The organism is Microbacterium deferens (assembly GCF_045517775.1).
Classification (GTDB): Bacteria; Actinomycetota; Actinomycetes; order Actinomycetales; family Microbacteriaceae; genus Microbacterium.
The window spans coordinates 2,078,283-2,095,368 of the sequence record NZ_JBEUWT010000001.1 but is presented as its reverse complement, the minus strand read 5'-3'; the positions used below and the strand labels follow the sequence as shown (position 1 = coordinate 2,095,368).

The following is a 17,086-nucleotide window of genomic DNA, read 5'->3' as shown; positions in this document are numbered from 1 at the left end:
ACGGCCCTCCGGAACGCACATCTCCTCCCGAACGCACGGTCGATCGAAGCGACGTGAGCGCCGCGGCTAGAAGAGCCCGGTGGCGGAGAGGTCCGCGCGCAGCACGGGCACGATGTGCTCGGCGTACGCGACCGTCAGGTGCGATTCGTCGTAGCGGATCGGCATGCCGCCCGCGAAGGCCGGGCACACCCCGTCGACGCAGCTGAAGTCGAGAGATGCGATGGCGTGGTCGCCCGTCTCGGCGGCGACGGCCTCGGCGGCGGCCTGCATGTCGTTCCACGTCGGGTCGACGGCCGTGGTGCAGTTCGCGGGAGCCGACAGCGGCGAGTAACAGCGCGACAGGTCACCGCCCCTCGGCGGCGGGGCCAGATACACGGTGCGCCCGGCCGCACCGTACGCACCGACTTCCGCCCGCGAGGCGCGGAGGAGGTCGCCGGCCGAGAGGTTGCGCCCGTCGATCGTGTGGGCGAGGGTGTAGGCGTTCGAGACGACCACGAGGTCGGCCGGGTCGGCCGCGATCATGGCGCGCACGTCGACCTTGCGCTGGGGGCATGCGGCCATCACGCCCGCGCCGTCGTTCTGCACGAGCACGTCGGTGAAGCGGCATCCGTACAGGCCGACCGTCGTGACGCGCCACTGACCGCCGCTCTCCTCGGCCAGCTTCTTGAACGCGGGCGCGTAGGCCATGGCGCTCGAGTCGCCCACGAGGTACATGTGCCGGGGCGCACCGCCGTCGCCCCAGGTGCAGCGCCCGAGCTCGATGCCGCTGTCGGGCGAGAAGCAGTCGCGCGCGGGGTTGGCGCTGGATGAGCGTTGCATCACCTCGTCGAGCGACGGCCGCAGCGCCGGCCACTGCGTCGCCGACACCGCGGCGGCGAGCTCGGCCTGCACGGTCGCAACGGGGTCGTCCGCCGGAGCCGCGACAGTGTCGGCGGGTACGGGAGCGATCGGGGCGATCGTGGGCGAGCCGAAGGTCACCATCGTCATCAGCACGACCACGCCCGCACCGATCGCGAGTCCGGCCGCGCCCAGGCCGAACTGCGGTCGAAAACGCGCACGCCACTGCGCCCACGCGGAGGAGGTGGGCGGTGTGCCGGGATCAGACGACGCGGATGCTGCGACGACGGCGCGCGCCACCGTCTCCGACGCGCGCGGGGGCTCCGCGATCGGCGGTCGTGCGAGGTGGGCCTCCGGTGACGCCCCCGATTCGATCGCGAGCGGGGCGGCCGGGCGCGGCCGCGAGCCGGGGTAGTACCGCGTTCCCGGGGTCCACCCCTCGGGACGCGTCGACGGGAGGCGCGCGATGACCGGTGCCGCCTCGGGCTCGACGGCCGGCGACACGGCGTCGGGCTCGACAGCGGACGGCGCGGGAGCAGCATCCGCCGCCGTCCCGCGCAACCACGGCGAGCGGTGCAGGGGCTGTTCGACGAGGAAGTACCCGCTCGCCGTGAGCACGACGATCGTCGTCACGACGATGAGCGTCGACTCCGCGCCGACGGGCAGGAGCACCGCGGCGAAGACGATGACGGGGAAGTGCCAGAGGTACAGCGAGTACGAGATGTCGCCGACGAACACGCTGACGGGGTTCGTCAGGGGGAAGAGGTGACGCTGACGGGGGTCGCCGCCGACGCCGCCCGCGATGACCAGCACGGCAGCCGCCACCGGGAGCGCAGCCCAGGGCGCGGGGAAGGGCATCGTGTCGGGGTCGACGATCAGGAACGACCACACCACGCCCGCCGCGCCGAACCACCCCAGCATCCAGCGGACGGCAGCGGGGATGCGTGCCAGCGCGGGCACGGCGACGGCCAGGAGCGCGCCGATCGCCAGCTCCCACGCGCGGGTCGCCGTCGAGAAGTAGGCGACGGTGGGATCCCCCGCCGTCTGCACCATCGCCCATCCCCCCGACACGACGACGATCGCGGCCGCGGCGACCCCGACCACGGCGCGCGCCGCACCCGTCCGCCTCGCCGCGACCGGGAGGAACAGCACGAGCAGAACCAGCAGAGCCGGCCAGACGAGGTAGAACTGCTCTTCGACCGACAGCGTCCAGAGATGCTGCAGCGGAGAGACGGCGTCGGCCGCGTGGAAGTAGTCGGTGCCCTCGGCGGCGAACCGCCAGTTGGCCACGAGAGCGAGGGCGGCGAGCGCGTCGAACAGCGTGCGGTCGGCCCGCGTGCGGTTGAAGACGACGAAGGCGACGATCACGACCGCGGCCAGCACGACCACGGCGGCGGGCAGGATGCGGCGGACACGCCGCGCGAAGAAGTCGCGGAGCGAGATGCGCCCCGTCGCCGCGAGTTCGCGGAGCAGCAGACCGGTGATCAGGAACCCCGAGATCACGAAGAACACGTCGACACCCGCGAACCCGCCGCGGGGCCAGCCGATCAGGTGGGCGAGCACGACGGCGACGACGGCGAGTGCTCGCAGACCCTGAAGGTCGCGTCGGACGGGCGTGCGAGAAGAGGAAGAGGTGCTGGTGTGGGAAGTCACTGTGTATCCGGGGAAGCCGAATGCCAGTGTAGTGACGCGGACCGAGGAGCGGGATCGCTCCCGCGTCAGCTCGTGCAGGCCGTGCTGGGTGCGGAGGCCTGGCCATTGGCACGGCGCGTGAGCACCTGGATGCAGGTCGTCCCCGAGGGGTCGGCGGCGACCGTCACGCTCGTCTCGGCCGTGCGTTCGAGCACGGGTTCGGAGCCGTCACGCGCAACGACCCCCCAGAGGTACTCGTCGCCGTCCTCGGCGGCGGGGTTCGTCCACGCGAAGGTGACGCCGTCAGGACCGGCGGAGCCGGCGAGTCCTTCGGGGGCGCCGGGCGCGACGGGCACCACGTCGATCGGCCGGTCAGACGGGGAGGCCTCGGGCGTGGGCGCGGCCGGGCCGCCGAGCACGGCCGGCAGCGAGAGCGCGAGGATCACCCCGACGACGACCACGAACGCGGCGGCCCCGAGTGCGAACCAGAGTCCACGCTTCGACCGGGCCGCCACGGGGGGCGCGGATGCCGCGGCCGTCGCGCTCGTCGGAGGCAACGGGGGTGCCGCGGGCGCCGCCGTCTGCGCGGCGGACGGCGGCGGCACCGTCTCGAACCGCGACGGACCGGCCGGCAGCGGGTCGATCGCCGCCACACGCACGACCGTGGCGTCGCCGTCGCCGGAGCGTGGCGGGGCCGCGGCCTCACGACGTGAGCGCCGGGTCGCGTCGTCGGGCGCCCACTGCTCGGGCGCGGACGGGGCCGGCACGGGAGCGGGGGCGGGGTCGATGCTCACCACGCCACGCACGCGGGTGAGTCCGTCGTCGGCGTCGTCCACGACACCGGCCGGGGCGCCGTCGTCGAGGATGTCGATGGGGGTGACCGAGTGCGCGAGTTCGATCTGCACCTTCTGCAACGCCCGGGCGAACTCCAGAGCCGTCGGATAGCGGTCGGCCGGTGATTTCGACATCGCGCGCTGCAGCACCCGTTGCAGAGACGGGGGCACGTCCGAGCGACCGATCGGCGCGAGGGGCGCCGACTCGATGCGGGTGATGAGTTCGACACCGCTGTTGCGCTGCCCGGGGAGCTCGAACGGCGAACGCCCGACGAGCAGGCTGTAGACGGTGGCCCCCAGCGACCAGACGTCGGAGCGCGCGTCGCTCGTCGGCTTCTCGGCGACGACCTCCGGCGGCGACCACGGGATCGACAGACCTCCCGCGTCGCCGGCTCCGGCTGCCGAGGCGATGCCGAAGTCGGTGAGGGCCGGGCGGTTGTACTCGGTGACGAGGATGTTCGCGGGCTTGATGTCTCGGTGCAGCACACCGGCGCGGTGCGCGGTCTCCACCGCCGCGCCGACCTGCACGCCGATGCGGAGGGCTTCGGCGACGGAGAAGAGCTCGGCCCGGTACCGCACCTGCAGGTTCGGTTTCGGGCAGTACTCCATGACGAGGTACGGGCGCCCGTCCTCGGCGACACCGGCCTGGTAGATCGTGACGATCGCCGGATGCGTCGAGAGCATCGCCATGACGTTCGCCTCGGCCGTGAACTCGTCGATCGATCCCGTCGCCAAGCGGTCGGGCAGCAGCACTTTGACCGCCACCCGGCGGCGCGGAAGCTGCTGCTGGTAGAGGAAGACGTCGGCGAAGCCGCCGGAGCCCAGGAGTTCGACGGGGGTGAATCCGGCGAGCTCGGGGGGCGCCTGGGGTGCGCGACGACCGCTCACGACGGGGTCCTCGTCACGACAGTGCCTCGACGAGCACCGTCACACCGTCGCCGAGGTCGAGCACGTCACCCGGAACGAGCATGGTCGCCTCGCCGGGGTGCAGGCGCGTTGGCGCCGACCCCTGCCGGCGCAGGGTCGTGCCGTTCGTGGTCTGCAGGTCGACGGCCAGGATGCTGTCGCCCTCCGCGCGCACCTCGACGTGGTTGCGCGAGATGTCTTGCTGCGGGCTGTCGACGCCGATGAGGTGCGGCAGGTCGGCACCGGAGGCACGGGCCGACTTCGGCCGCCGCCCGATGATGACGGTGCGATCGAGCGGCACGACCTGCCCGGTCGACAGCCGCAGCCGGCCGATCGGTCCGGTCGGGGGCGGCGGCGGCACCGGGGGAATGGCGGGAGCGGGCGGCGGGACGGGGAGTCCTCCGCCGGCACGCAATCGGCGGGCCTGTTCGAGCGAGAGCGTCTCGCCGTCGTGGTCGCCGGGGGCCGGCGCGCCCGTGTCGGCGGGGAGTGCGGGGGTGGGGGCGGGCTCGGCGACGACGTCGCGTTCTCCCCTGCCGATCACCGTCGTCGCCTCGACATCGTCGAGAGGGGCCGCCGGCACCGCGGGAGCGCTCGCGGTCGGCTTCTTCGCCACCACGGGTGCGGGTCGCACCGGCAGCGCAGCGCCGCGGATGAACGGCGGGATCGAGTCGATGAGCATGCCCTCCTCGGCGGCCGGGAGCGCGGGCACGGCGGGCGGGAGTTCGGGATCGGCGGGAGGGAGTTCGGGCCCGCGCACCTCATCCGCCGGCTCGTGCGCGACGTCGAGCACCTCGTCGACGCTGTGCGGCTGCACGGGTTCGACGGGCCGGTACGAGTCGGCGGGAGCCGGGTGCTCTGGTGCGGCGACGGCCGGGCTCTCGCGGTCGAACGCGCGAGCCGAGACCACAACGGCCGACGCCAGCACGACGCCATCGGTGATCGGAAGGATCGTCGACCCGGCATCGCCGATCTCGAGGCGCGAGACATCGCGGATGCTGCGCTCCGACCAGGTCGAGGCGGTGGTCCCGTCGACGGTCTCGGTTCCCGACGACGTCGTGACAGTGGCGGAGAGGTCGCCGCGCGCGCTCACGCGCCAGACGTCGTCCTCGTCGACGACCACGACGAACGCGGGAAGCGCGGAGAGCGACCCACCGGCCGCCAACACGTCGACCACGGCACCGAAGCCCTCACCGGCGACGAGCCGGTCGCGAATGGCGAGGGTCGCCGCATCCGTCGTCCCGTCGCCGAGGACGGCGACACCGCGACCGGCGACGACGACGCGAAGCGTGCCTGGCGCGTAACGGACCTCGGTCATGAGCGTTCTCCCTCGTCGCGCGTTCGCACCCGGGGCAGGGTGTCTTCCTCCCCATCCTCGCCGAACTCCGCGACGGGGATGGTCGCCGTGGCGTCTCGGCGTTCGCGGGCCCGCACATCGAGCGCGTCGACGACGAGCACCGTGACGTTGTCGCGGCCGCCCGCGGCCACGGCCTCGCGCACGAGGCGGTCGGCGGCGGTCTGCGGATGCTGCTCGGAGCGGAGGATCAGGTCGATGCGCGCGTCGTCGAGCTCGGTGGGCAGGCCGTCGGAGCAGATGAGGAGGCGGTCGCCCTCCTCGGCGGGCAGCAGCCAGTAATCGGGCTCGCTGTCGCTGCCGGCCCCCAGCGCACGCGTGATGACATTGCGTCGCGAATCGACCGCCGCCGCGGCCGCGTCAAGCTCCCCGGCGTCGACGAGCTCCTGCACGACCGAGTGGTCGACGCTCACCTGCTCGAGCACTCCCTCGCTCAACCGGTAGGTGCGTGAGTCGCCGAGGTTCACCGCCAGCCAGTACCCGTCGCCGTCGATGTCGGCCACGACCACCCCGGCGAGCGTCGTACCGGCACCCGCGCCGCCGCCCTCGGGCAGCGCGTCGACGCGACGACGCGCCTCCGCGACGCTCGACTGCACGTCGTCGACGGTGAGGCTGGGGCGCCCGACGAGGCGCGCGAACTCCTCGATGACGGTGGCACTGGCCACTTCGCCCGCCTGGTGCCCGCCCATGCCGTCGGCGACGAGGAACAGCGGCGGCGCGGCGAGGTGGCTGTCTTCGTTGAGCGATCGACGGAGCCCGACGTCGGTCGCCGCACCCCAGGCCAGCGTCACCGGACCCGCGGTCACGACCGCGCTCCGTCGGTCGCAGCGCCGTCGGCATCGGCATCGGCCGCATCAGCGTCGACGGGCTCGGGCGCCGCATCCGCATCGATCCGGGGCGCACGGCGTCGACGTCGCTCCGGCAGCGCGAACCGGGTGCCCGCGAGGAGCGAGCGCACGTCGAGCAGCGCGCGGAGCCTGCGCCAGAATCCCGCCCGCTGGCGCATATCGCCGACGATGCCGTCGACCTCGCGCCAGAACTCCTCGACCTCTTCGGGCGACGGGTCGCGAGGGCCGAACACGTCGGCGTCGGCGCGGCGCGCGAGCGTGCTCACCTGCGGTGCGGCGAAGGCGGTGCCCACCACGACGGCGTCCTCCGTGCGGGTTCCGCCCGGGCGCACCGGGGTGCCGTAGTCGGACGACCGGTCGAGCAGTTCGTCCCACCCTCCGCTGATGCGGTCGGCCGACCTGTCGGCCGACAGACGCTGACGGCGGCGCGCCCTCTTGAGCCCGCCGATGACGACGAACGGAGCGAGCAGGAGAGCGACGACGAGGAGCACGATCAGGATGATCAGCAGGATGAACCCGATGAGGCTCGCGATGGTGTTCTCTTCGTCTTCCGAGCCGCGCTCATCCGGCACCGTCGGCGGCAGGTCCACGGGCTGCTGCTCGGGCGGCGGCGGCTGCAGCACCTGCGGCTTCGGATCGGCGCGCGGCTTGGTCGTCTGGTCGTTCGGAACCTGGTCTTCGGGCGGGGTGGGATCGAACGGAACCCACCCGAACCCGTCGAAGGCGATCTCGACCCAGGCGTGGAGGGTGTCGCCGGTCGCGGTGAAGACCGGCCCGGCCTGATCCTCGTCGGGGTAGAAGCCCATGACGACGCGGGCGGGCATGCCCAACTGGCCCGCGAGGAGCGCCATCGCGACGGCGTACTGCTCGTCGTCGCCGATCATCTGCTGCCCGCCCAGGAGCGTGGTGAGGCGCTCGGCGCCGTGGCCCGCGCGGGAGAGCACCTGGCCCTCGAGGCCGTGGCTGAAGAAGCCGTCCTGCGACAGGCTCTGCTGCAGGGCCCGGGCCTGCTCGATCGGCGTGTTCGCATCGGCGACCATGTCAGAGGCGATCTCGGCGAACTCGGTGGGGACGTCGTCTTGATCGGGCATGCGCACGGGCGCGAAATCGGCGTCGGCGAGCTGCTCGTCGCTCGGTGTCGCCGGCAGCAGCGCGTCGAACGTGTAGGCGACGCCGCGCTGCACCCCGGCCGTGACGACCGCCGTGCCGGTGGCGTCGTTGTAATAGGCGCTGCGGCGCAGGTCTTCCGCGCGGTCGCCCTCGAAGGCCACCGACGTCATCTGCCCGGCATCGGGAAGCCACACGGTGTCGAGGGCGTCGACCTCGACGTGGATCGTCACGGGCGTACCGGTCGCCTCGGGCGACATATTGCCCCGCACCGGCGAGAAGGCGCTCGACGAGCCGGCGCCGCTGTCGTCGGCGACGTTCAGCACGGTGCCGTCGTAGGCGTCCATGGTGGCCAGACGGATGCGAGCGTCCTCAGGGAGTCCGGTCGCGCTGAAGAGCGGTTCGTCGGGGAAGTCGCGCACGTACGCGCGGAACGACTGGAGGGGGCTCGGGTACTGGCGGATGTCGAAGGGCGGGATGACCACGTCGCGCAGCACGTAGCGGGGTTCGTTCGCCGCGGCGAGCGCGCTCGTGGCGACACCGGCCGAGGCGGCCACGGCCAGCACGACGGCGCCGGCGACCAGCCGGCGGGTGGCCACGCCCGACGACGCGGGCTCGCCCTCCTCGCCGATCGAGATCGCGGCGCGCGCGGGCTGCCAGGCCTGACGAACGGCGAGCCAGGCGATGGCGACGATCGCGAAGACGAGTCCTTGCACCAGTGGCGCGGCGGGCTGCGCGGTGCCGAGGGCGATCTGCGCCGCGAGGAACGCGGCCGCGGGGATCACGGCCCACGCCGGCGGGCGGGCGCGCAGCGCGAGGCTCGCCGTCAGCACACCGGCGATGAGCGACATGAGGTAGGGCACGAGCAGGTGCCCGTCGGATGCGGCCACGGGCGCGACCGTCGTCAGCAGGGCCTTCCACGACGTGACGACCCCCGCGCCCAGCTGGGCGAGCGTGTCGATCGAGGGGATGACCCCGAGGATCGCGGTGTGCGGCAGAGCGAGGGCGGCGCCGAAGACGAAGTAGACGCCGATCGTGAGCGCCGCCATCAGCAGTACGCCGAAACGACGCCACGCCCCGACGGCGGCGACCGCCAGCCCCAGCAGGGCACCACCGACCGCGGCGACGAGGTACACCGGGCTGTCGAACGTCGGGGCGAACCCGATGATGGGCACCGCGAGCAGCACCGCCGTCGCGGCGAGATCGAGCGCCCAGCGGCGGGCGGTCAGCGCACTCATCCGAGCACCTTCCGCAGAGCCACCGGCAGCTGGTCGAGGGTTCCGACCGTCACGACGTCGGCCTCGGCGATGCGCCGCAGCGACGGCGACGCCCCGGTCTCGGCGACCACCGCGAGCACCCGCGCCCCGAAGGGCAGCCGGCTGCACGCGACGCGCAGGCGCGCCGCATCCACCGTGCTTCCGCACACCAGCACGACGATGCTCGCCAGGGGCAGGGTGGAGGCGATGAGGCCGGCAAGCCCGACCACGTCGACCTCTCTCGGGCGCGAGTAGACCAGGCCCGAGAGCGAATCGAGGAAACGCTTGCCGCTCTCGGCCGCGATCGCGCCCCCCTGCGAGCGCACGTCGACGCGCTGCGAGTCGCGCAGCGCGCGCAGCCCGAGCGAACCGGCCGCCGAGACGGCGAGCTCGAACTCCTCGGGGTCGCGGTAATCGGACGGATGCCGCGACAGCCCGATGACGAAGTGCGAGCGGCGCGTCTCCTCGTACTGGCGCACCATGAGGTCGCCGGTGCGGGCGGTCGACTTCCAGTGCACGTGACGGCGGTCATCGCCCGGCTCGTACTGGCGGAGGGCGTGGAACGACACGTCGTCGCGCGACAGATCGGTCGCGGGCATGCCCTCGAGGTCGCGGAGGAAACCGAGCGACTGGCCGTCGAAGAGAACGGTCTTCGGGTGCACGAAGAGGTCGACGGGCTCGTCGCGGCGCTGGACGCGCTCGAACAGCCCGAGGGGGTCGCCGCGCACCACGCTGACGGGCCCGACCTTCAGCACCGCGCGGCGCTGCGTGGGGATGGCGAAGATCTCCTCCGCCTCCTCGCCGGGGGCGAGCCGCCGCACGGCGAACTCGCCGCGGCCCGCGCCGACGGGGAGCACGATGCGCGAGGGCAGGATCGCCCGCGAGCCGGTGTTCGCGAGCGACAGCGCGCCGACCGCGCGCTCGCCCACGACGACGCGCGTGCGGTTCAGGTCGAGCCCCACGTCGTAGTCGGTGCGGCCGATGAGGAAGAACGTGCACAGGACGAGCACTGTCGCCACGACCACCGCGGCGATCACCAGCTCCTGCCACCCGAGGATGCGGCCGGCGACGAACAGCACGACCGCCGTCGCCAGCAGCACCCACGCGAGAGGCCGGGCGACGCGCAGGATGCCGCGGGCACGGCGCAGGGCGCGTGCGGCGAGGGGAGCTGCGACCTCCCGCAGGGCCGTGCGGGTCGTCCCGGCGGGGACGGTCGACCCGAGCGACTCCGTCGTCATGCGGCGGCAGACCTCGCCTGCGGAGCTGCGACCGCCTCGAGCACGCGCGAGATGACGGAGCCGGCGGTCGTGCCGGCGAACTCGGCCTCGGGGTCGAGCACGAGGCGGTGGGTCCAGGCAGGCTCGACGAGCAGCTTCACGTCGTCGGGGATGACGTAATGACGACCGGATGCCGCAGCCCACACCTTCGCGAGACGGATCATCGCGATCGCGCCGCGCACCGAGACGCCGACCCGGGTGGCCGGGTCGGAGCGGGTGGCTTCGGCCAGCTGCGCCGTGTAGCGGAGCACCGCGGGCTCGACGTGGACGGAGGCGGCGAGGTCGGCCATGTCGCCCACGGCGTTCGTCGTGATGATCGGCGTCAGCGCGGCGGAGGGGTTGCGGTCGGCGGCACCGGCGAGGATGCGCTCGGTGACGTCGAGGTCGGGATAGCCGATGGAGGTCTTGATGAGGAAGCGGTCGAGCTGCGCCTCGGGCAGCTTGTAGGTGCCCGCCTGCTCGATGGGGTTCTGCGTCGCGATGACGAGGAACGGCCGGCCCACCTCGTGGGTGACGCCGTCGACCGTCACGCGCGACTCCTCCATGACCTCGAGAAGGGCCGACTGCGTCTTGGGCGAGGCGCGGTTGATCTCGTCGGCGAGCACGATCGAGGCGAAGATCGGCCCCTTGTGGAACTCGAAGGTGTGCGTGCCCTGGTCGTAGATCGTGACGCCGGTGACGTCGGAGGGCAGCAGGTCGGGGGTGAACTGGATGCGCTGGCTCGTTCCCTGCACGGTCGCCGCGAGCGCCTTGGCGAGGCTCGTCTTGCCGGTACCCGGCGCATCTTCCAGCAGCACGTGGCCTTCGGCGAGCATCGCGGCCAGCACCAGCCCGACGACGTCGCGCTTTCCCATCAGGGCGTGGTCGACGTTGTCGACGAGCCTCGTGAAGGTGCTCTCGAACCACGCGGCCTGCTCGGGTGTCATGGTCATCGGTGTCGTGTCCTTCTCGTTGTCTTCTCGCGCTACCAGGTCTGGCGTTCGGATTCGCCGAATCCGTCGATCTGCACCCACGCCTGCTCGCCCGGGTAGCCGAAGTAGCAGGTGAGCTGCATGCTCGCGTTGGCCTCGATGCGGTAGGACTTGCCGCTGGTGAACCGGCCCTCCCGACTGTTGACGCAGGAGACCGTGTACGTGCCGGCGGGGAAGTCTTTCGTGTTGAGCACCAGGTAGGCGCACGACGACGACGTGCAGTTGGTCTGCCCCTGCGCCGAGGAGCCCTTCGTCACCCAGGCCCGCGGCTGGGGCTTGGGTTCGGTGGACGCGGACGCCGACTTCTCGGGGCTGATCTTGCCCTCCGAGTCGATCGCGCGAACGGTGATCGAGTGGGTCTGGTCGTAGCCGTTGCCGACGTTGCGCGACCCGCCGCCCGGGCCGACGTTCTCCCAGTTGCCGCCGTCGATGCGGATCTCCAGCCGGTTGATGGGGCGTCCGTTCTCCGCGGGCGGGCTCCACGACACGCGCACCGACTGGCCGGCACGTTCGGCGTTCGCGCCCGGTTGGTTGACGGGTCCGTACGGAGTCGCGGCGTTGGATGCGGCGGAAGCAGCGCCCTCGTACGTCGCGCCGTCCTGGGTCGTCACCGCGCGCACCTGCACCGTGTACTGGGTGCCGTTGGAGATCCCCGCAGTGATGCGCGAGCCGTCCCAGTCCGCGCGCCATCCGCCGCCGACGTTGTACTGGTACTTCACCGACGAACTGTTGGCACCGTTCGTCGAGCCCGGCGTGTACGACACGACGATCGCGCTGTCGTTGGTCGGCGTCGCCGCGGAGACCCCGGTCGGCTGCCCGGGGGCGACGAAGGCACGTCGTGGTGCCGACGGAGAACTGTCGGCGCCCCATCCGGCCTTGTTCTTCGCCGCGACGGTGAACGTGTAGTCGGTCTGGTTCGGATCGACCGCGACGGCCTGCGAGGTCTGACCCGCGGGGACCGAGATCGTGTTGATGACCGAACCGCCGCGGATCACGTTCAGGCGGTAGCCGCTGATCGCGTCGCCGTTCGAGGCGGGAGCGTTCCAGGTCACCTGCATCTGAGCCTGGTTCCCGACGGGCTGGAGCCGCTGGGTCGTCGGCGCCGAGGCGGCCGACGGGGGCCCGGCCGGAACCTCGCCCGCCGAGTAGCCGCTCCAGCTCGAGGGCTCGGGCGCGCGGTTGTGGGCGCGCACGCGCACCTGGTAGTTCGTGCCGTTCTCCAGACCATCCCACACCACGGTGTTGCCGGTCAGGCCCGCCCGCTGCGTGAGTCCCGACGGAGGGGCGGGCGAGATCTCGAGCGTGAACGACTCGACCGGCGAGCCGGGGGTCGACGGGGTGACCCACGCGACCTCGAGCGATCTGTCACCGAACGTGAGGGTCGGGGGCTGCGGGGTGTCGGGGCGGGCATCGGGACGGGCGACGGCCGACGGCGCCGACGGGTCGGATTCGCCGACGCGGTTCGTGGCGGTGACCACGAAGTTGTACTCGACGTTGTTGGTGAGGCCGTCGAGCGTGCACGTCGTCGAGGCGCACTGCTTCGTGTACGCGCCCGAGGTGGAGGTCACCGCGTATCCGGTGATGTCGGCGCCGTTGTTCGCCGGCGGCGTCCACGACAGCACGACCGTGCGGTCCTGCACGCTCGACACCGTCGGCGTACCGGGAGCGTTGGGCTTGCCCTGCACCGTGAGGCGGATGCGGCCCTCGACCTCGCGGTCGGGGTCGCCCGTCGCATCCTGAATCCGGTAGCGAACCACCATGGTGCCGAAGAAGTCGGCCGCCGGGGTGACGGCCACCTGGTCACCGGCGAGATCGGCCGTGCCGCTGCCCGTCTCGGGTACGGCCGAGGTCAGTTTCAACGCCGTCTCGGGGAACGGGTTGAAGTCGTTCGCCAGCACGGGCACGGTGATCGTCTTGCCCTGGTCGGACTGCGGCACGATGTCGTCGTTCGCCGTCGCGAGCGGACGCGTGGAGGCGGTCACCCGCACCGTCACGGTGCCCTCGATCGGCTCGGTCTCGCCGTCGTCGATGCGCAGGCGCACATCGACCGTGGTGCCCTTGGGCGTGCCGGAGTCGGTGCCGACGCGGAGGGTCTGCCCGTCGACCGAGGCGCTGAAGCCCGACGGCGCACCGCCGACGAGGGAGTACTGCATCCCGTCGAGGTCGCCCTCGTCAGGATCGGTCGTGAGCGCCCGCAGGTCGAGGCCCGTGGGGTCCTCCCCCGGCGCGACATCCATCTGGCCGTTCACGAACGTCGGCTGCTGGTTGTCGGGCGGGAGCACGGTCACCGGGAGGGTCAGCGTGGCCTTGCGCCCCTCCGGGTCGTCGGGCCCGGTGCCGTCGGTGACCTCGAAGGTGATGGCGTCCTGACCGAAATATCCGGCCGCCGACGTGTAGGTCAGGGTCGTCTGATCCTTGACGAGGTCGGACCCGTCGGCGTGGGATGCGGCGACCTTCGCCGCCTCGGTGATCACGACCGTGCGCCCTCCCGCGGCGCGCACATGGTCGGCGAGAGGAACGTCGACCGTCTCACCGCTTTGCACCTCGATACCCTCGGTCGAGATGAGCGTCGGCGGCAGATCGCTGAGCGCGGGCACGAAGATGAAGGCCGAGGCCGTCAGGTCGTCCTGGTCCGTCAACGCGTAGGTGAGCAGCTGGGCTTCGTCGAGGATCGGGATGCGCACGATGCCGTCGGCGTTGACGGTCGCCGAGCCGTCGACGGTGATGCGCAGGGCGTCGGTCGTGCCGTCGGGGTCTTCGTCGTTTGCGAGCACGTCGAGGTCGACGAACTCGTCTTCCTGCACGTCCTGCGCGCGCACCCGGTCGTCGCGGGCGATGGGTCGCTGCAACGGCACGTCATCGGCGACCGTCACCTGCAGCACCGCGCGCGCCTCGGCACCGCGGGCGTCGCGGATCGTGTACTGGAGCGAGGTCTCCATCGGCTCGTTCGGCGACGTGACGACGACGCGGTCTCCCACGACCCTCGCCTGGATGCCGTCGACCTCGGGGAGGATCAGACCGTTGCTGATGAGCGAGATCGCATCGCCCTCGGGGTCGGAGTCGTTCGCCAGCACCGGCACGGCGACTTCGCGCCCCGGGCGCATGATGACGGAGTCCTTCACCGCATACGGCGCCTGGTTCGTCACCTCGGTCGGAGCGATTCCCACGCGGATCGACGCGGTCGCCTCCGCCCCGCCGCGGTCGCGCACCCGATAGGTGAAGGCGTCGGCCCCGGTCTCGTCGTCGAAGGCCTGGTAGACGAGGAAGTTCGCGCCCGTCTCGGAGACGCGCCCCTTCGTCGGCGCGGAGTCGAGGCCGACGAGCTCGACGGAGTCGCCGTCGGGGTCGAGACCGTCGAGCGGCACGGCGATGCGCACCTCGGAGCCGCTGAGCACGCGCGAAGTGATGTCGCGCGGACGCGGCGCCTGGTTCGTCTCGAGGTTCGCCGGGAGCACCTGGATGGTGATGTACCCGGCGTCCTTCTGCCCCGTAGAGTCGACCGCCTCGTAGGTCGCGTAGACCGTGCCCGGCTGATCGCTCGCGCGGAAGCGCACGGTGTCCTGCGAGACGAAGATCTGCCCCTGCTCGGGCGTCGGGAGGGGCTCGACGAGGTCGGGAGCCACGTGCATCGTGTCGCTGTTCGGATGCGTGTCGTTGTCGAGCACGGGGATGGTCACGATGTCGCCCGCGCGGACGACCGCCTGGTCGTCGTTGGCGACGGGCGGCTCGAGCTGCTCGGGCGCGGGCACGGGGATCACGACCACCTCGCCCTCGGCGGTCTGCGACCCGTTCGAGATGCGGTAGCCGATGCGCGTCTGCTCGCCGAGCGCCGCCTGATCGGTGATGCGCAGCGTCTCGTGGTTGAGCACGGCGACCGAGATTCCGCTGTTCGGGTCGACGGTCACCGACTGCACGACGAGGATGCCGCCGGAGGGGTCGATGTCGTTGGCGAGCACGTTCACGAGCACGTCGGCGCCGCTCGTGAGGAGAGCGACGTCGCGGACGGCGATCGGCGGGAGATCGGTGTCCGCGTCGGGGAGCACGTCGACGCGCACCAGGCCGGGTACGGCGTTCGCGCCCGACGACACGAGGTACTGCGCGTAGTAGGTGCCGGGGGCGTTGGAGCGGAACGTGAATGTCTTGTTCGCGAAGTCGGGGACGATCTCGGCGCCGGCGACCTCGTCGACGCGAGTGAGGCGCAACGGCTCACGACTGGAACTGGTGTCGTTCGTCAGCGGTGCGACCGTCGCCGTCTGGCCGACGCGGACGACGACGTGGTCGGCGTTCGTGACGGGCACGGTCGACCCGGGCGGACGGATGTCGACCCGGAGAACGCCCTCGCCGACGTCGGTGCCGTCGGAAACGACGATCGGCACGTCTTTGCGCCCCTGAGCGCCGCCGATGGCGCGATAGGAGATGCGCCCGTCGGACGTGAAGTCGGCCTCATCGCCGCCGTCGGGAGTGACGCTGCGAAGGAACACCTCGTCGCCGTCGGGGTCGGTCCAGTCGGGCAGCACGTTGTACGACACCGCCGCACCGGCCTCCACCACGACCGCGGTGACCCGCTTCTGCACGGGGGGCGAGTTGATCTCCCAGCCGTGCACGTCGAGCCGCACCGTCGCGGTGTCGGTGCCGCCCCGACCGTCGTCGATCTGGTAGACGAAGGAATCGCTTCCCGAGGCGTCTTCGGGCACGGCGATCTGGAGGGCTGCGCCGTTGTTGATCGGCTGCACGTTGCCGAGCCCGGGGCTGCCGTTGGGCAGGGTCACGGTGAGCACGTCACCGTCGGCATCGGTGTCGTTGTCGAGCACGGGCAGCACCGTCGTGCGACCCGGGCGCACCCCGAAGTCGTCGTCCGTCGCGACGGGCGGGGTGTTGTTCTCGGTGCGCTCGGGCAGCGTCGTTTCCACCGTCTGCTCGGTGGTCTGCTCGTCCTCCTCGGAGTCGCCCTCGGGGGGAGTGATGTCCTCCCAGTTGTCGACGCGCTGCATGCTGTCGCTGGCCATCCACGCCGCGCCGCCGATGATGTCGTTGAGCACCACGACGTCGCGGTTCTGACGGAACGTCAGCTGCGCGGTCGGATCGATGTCTTCGATGTCGACCGCGAGGTCGTTGGACTCGTCGGAGCAGTCGCGGACGAACCGGGCCGACCCGCCCCAGGCGCCGTAGGTGCAGCCGCCGAGGAAGACGGGAGCCGCGGGCGTGCCGTCGCCGCCTGCATCGGTCTCGACCGGTTCGGATCCGTCGAGCGGCACGCTCACGAGCTGTGTCGCGGTCGCCACCGTCACCGACGTCGCCGCCGGCGACGGCTGCTGAAGCACGGCCGTGCCTGCGCGGGGCACCTCCGTGCGGGTGCCGCCCGAGGTGTAGACCGTGCCCGTTCTCTCGTCGAGGACGGCGGCGGTCGTGCCGACGACCGTGACCGTGAGCTCGGCGTCGGCTTCGATCCCGTCCAGACCCCGTCGCTGCGGGTCGCCGGGCTCACCGGCGTCGTCGAGCGGCACGGTGACGATCTCGCGCGACTCGGGCGAGACGGCGTAGACCGTGCCATCCTGTCCGACCGTGATGTCGGCGCCCTCGCCGAGCTCGATCGTGGGCTCGGTGCCCTCGACCGTGAATCCGGACACCCCCGCCGACGGCAGGACCCACGCGGAGCCGGACGCGGGGTCGAGCACCGCGAGAGTCGATCCGCCCAGCACGGCCTTGGCGCCGGCGGGGATGTCGGCGGAGTCGGTCAGCACGACCATCGCCGGGTCGACCGTGGTCACACTCTGCTCGTCGGTGACGAGCACCGTCGAGCCGTTCTGGGCGACGTCGTAGTCGTCGCTGCCGGCGCGGAAGCCTCCGTCGAGCACGCGTGACTCGTGGTTGAAGTGGCCGACCATGAGCGAGGACTGCTTGGTGATCCAGACGCCGCCGTCGTGGAGATCCACCTCGGTGGTCGGGTTGCCCTCGTAGACCACCGCCAGGGTCGCGATCGCGACCGCCGACACCGTGACGATGCTCGCGGACGCGATGGCGCGGCGTCGTCGGCGGAGCCATGCGAAAGATCTCATGGCGGCGTC

General features: G+C 72.0%; 8 protein-coding genes. All 8 read right to left on the bottom strand.

The window, feature by feature from the left end:
* Positions 1 to 66 precede the first annotated feature (66 nt).
* Positions 67 to 2,490 carry an acyltransferase family protein gene (locus ABTU82_RS09855; protein ID WP_407173177.1) on the bottom strand — a complete coding sequence of 808 codons (2,424 nt, stop codon included), beginning with the start codon at positions 2,488 to 2,490 and terminating at the stop codon, positions 67 to 69.
* A gap of 65 nt (positions 2,491 to 2,555) precedes the next feature.
* Entirely contained in the window at positions 2,556 to 4,190 is a 1,635-nt protein-coding gene (locus ABTU82_RS09850; RefSeq protein WP_407173175.1) for a serine/threonine-protein kinase, read from the bottom strand.
* A 13-nt stretch (positions 4,191 to 4,203) separates the two neighbouring features.
* Complete coding sequence (locus tag ABTU82_RS09845) at positions 4,204 to 5,526, bottom strand: FHA domain-containing protein (RefSeq protein ID WP_407173174.1); 1,323 nt, start codon at positions 5,524 to 5,526, stop codon at positions 4,204 to 4,206.
* On the bottom strand, positions 5,523 to 6,368 hold the full coding sequence (locus ABTU82_RS09840; protein ID WP_407173172.1) for a PP2C family protein-serine/threonine phosphatase: 846 nt from the start codon (positions 6,366 to 6,368) through the stop codon (positions 5,523 to 5,525). Before ABTU82_RS09840 ends, ABTU82_RS09845 begins: the two co-directional genes overlap by 4 nt.
* Complete coding sequence (locus ABTU82_RS09835) at positions 6,365 to 8,755, bottom strand: transglutaminase-like domain-containing protein (protein ID WP_407173170.1); 2,391 nt, start codon at positions 8,753 to 8,755, stop codon at positions 6,365 to 6,367. Before ABTU82_RS09835 ends, ABTU82_RS09840 begins: the two co-directional genes overlap by 4 nt.
* The gene (locus ABTU82_RS09830) at positions 8,752 to 10,011 is read right to left on the bottom strand and encodes a DUF58 domain-containing protein (protein WP_407173169.1); all 1,260 of its coding nucleotides are present in this window, start codon (positions 10,009 to 10,011) and stop codon (positions 8,752 to 8,754) included. Before ABTU82_RS09830 ends, ABTU82_RS09835 begins: the two co-directional genes overlap by 4 nt.
* A complete protein-coding gene (locus tag ABTU82_RS09825; RefSeq protein ID WP_407173168.1) occupies positions 10,008 to 10,982 on the bottom strand; it encodes an AAA family ATPase in 975 nt (324 codons plus the stop codon). Before ABTU82_RS09825 ends, ABTU82_RS09830 begins: the two co-directional genes overlap by 4 nt.
* 32 nt (positions 10,983 to 11,014) lie before the next feature.
* Positions 11,015 to 17,077, bottom strand: a complete 6,063-nt coding sequence (locus tag ABTU82_RS09820) for an Ig-like domain-containing protein (RefSeq protein WP_407173167.1) — start codon at positions 17,075 to 17,077, stop codon at positions 11,015 to 11,017.
* Between the last annotated feature and the right edge of the window lie 9 nt (positions 17,078 to 17,086).